The organism is Streptomyces sp. AcH 505, from assembly GCF_000818175.1.
In the GTDB taxonomy this organism is placed as follows: domain Bacteria; phylum Actinomycetota; class Actinomycetes; order Streptomycetales; family Streptomycetaceae; genus Streptomyces.
Window position 1 is genome coordinate 2,526,097 of sequence record NZ_JTIY01000001.1, and the last position, 1,609, is coordinate 2,527,705.

General features: G+C 74.7%; 1 protein-coding gene and 1 pseudogene. Both read left to right on the top strand.

The window, feature by feature from the left end; genetic code table 11:
- Window positions 1–242: 242 nt before the first annotated feature.
- Window positions 243–1,133 (top strand): ABC transporter ATP-binding protein, encoded by an 891-nt coding sequence (locus tag HY68_RS11615; protein WP_041987720.1) that lies wholly within the window; start codon window positions 243–245, stop codon window positions 1,131–1,133.
- Window positions 1,130–1,597: pseudogene (locus tag HY68_RS11620) on the top strand (ABC transporter permease); the annotation flags it as partial. The gene HY68_RS11615 and the pseudogene HY68_RS11620, both read left to right, overlap by 4 nt.
- Window positions 1,598–1,609 lie beyond the last annotated feature (12 nt).

The following is a 1,609-nucleotide window of genomic DNA, read 5'->3' on the forward strand; positions in this document are numbered from 1 at the left end:
AAGGGCGCGTGCGACGTACCCCGCCAGGCGGGCCGCCCTGAGCGCCCGCAATCACCCTGCGACGAGGGCGAAGCCCCGCGCGCCCGCCGGGGCAAGCCCCGCCGACCGCCCAGGTAGCGGCCGCCCTCCTCCACCCCCTACCTCGGTACTACCTCCACGTTGGCTCCCGGGTATGACGCCCGGCGCGCGGCCGTCCCCGCACACTCCCTCGCGTCAGCACGAGAATCGCGAAAGGGCGGAACATGAGGCTACGCAGCCGCAAGCAGCCGAAGACGGACGGACAGCCGAAGACGGACGGGCAGCCGAGGGCGGACGGCCAACCGCAGGGCCAGCGTCCTGCGGGCACGCCCGGTCTCGCCGTCGAGCTGCGCGGGGTCCGGCGGCAGTACGGCCGTGGCGCGGGCGCGGTGCACGCGCTCGACGGCGTCGACCTCGCCCTCCCGCGCGGCACGTTCACCGCCGTCATGGGCCCGTCAGGGTCGGGCAAGTCCACCTTCCTGCAGTGTGCCGCCGGTCTCGACCGGCCCACCTCGGGGTCGGTGTGCCTCGGCGGTACGGAGATCACCGGCATGAACGAGAACCAGCTCACCGAGCTGCGCCGTAGCCGCCTCGGGTTCGTCTTCCAGGCGTTCAACCTGCTGCCTTCGCTGACCGTGGAGCAGAACGTCCTGCTGCCCGTGCGTCTGGCCGGGCGGCGTCAGGACCGCCGTCGGGCGGCCGACGTGCTCGCGCAGGTCGGGCTCGCCGACAAGGCGCGGCGCCGGCCCGGCGAGCTGTCCGGCGGCCAGCAGCAGCGGGTGGCCGTCGCACGCGCCCTGGTGACCAGCCCCGACGTGATCTTCGCCGACGAGCCCACCGGCGCCCTCGACACCGGCACCGCCGCCGAGGTCCTCGGCCTGCTCCGGCAGGCGGTGGACACCCTCGGCGCCACCGTCGTCATGGTCACCCACGACCCGACCGCCGCCGCCTGGGCCGACCGCGTGCTCTTCCTCGCGGACGGTGCCTTCGCCGGCGGCCTGGAGCGCGGTTCGGCGCAGCAGATCGCTGAGCGGATGTCGGAGCTGACCGCCCGCACCGCCGCCCGTACCGCCCGTACCGGCCGCACGGGCGCGATGGCGGGTGCGGCCGCATGATGCGCCCCAACGGACTCGCCCGCGCGGCCGTCCGCTTCAAGCCCGCGTCCTTCGCCGGGACCTTCGTCGCGCTGATGATGTCGGCACTGATCGTCACGGCCTGCGGCATCCTGCTCGAAACCGGCCTGCGCGCGTCGGTACCGCCGGAGCGGTACGGAGGCGCGCAGGTCGTCGCCGCCGCCGACCAGTACGAGTACATCGTCACGGGCAGCGGCGAGGACCGCGAGGAAGAAGCCGTCCCGCTGCCGGACACCGCGCGGGTGGACGCCGGGCTGGCGGCGAAGGCCGCCGCCGCACCGGGCGCGGCCACCGCCGTCGCGGACTTCACCTTCCCGGTACGGACCGGGGACACCACGCACAGCGACAGCTCCCTCACCGCGCACGGCTGGGGCTCCCACGCCTTCACCGGTACCGCGCTGACCACCGGCTCCGCGCCCCGCGAAGGCGAGGTCGTACTCAACGCCCCGCCGTAAAAC

What these genes read in the sequence shown, in the direction of transcription:
- HY68_RS11615 (WP_041987720.1), top strand. Translation starts at nt 243, where the DNA reads ATGAGGCTACGCAGCCGCAAGCAGCCGAAGACGGACGGACAGCCGAAG.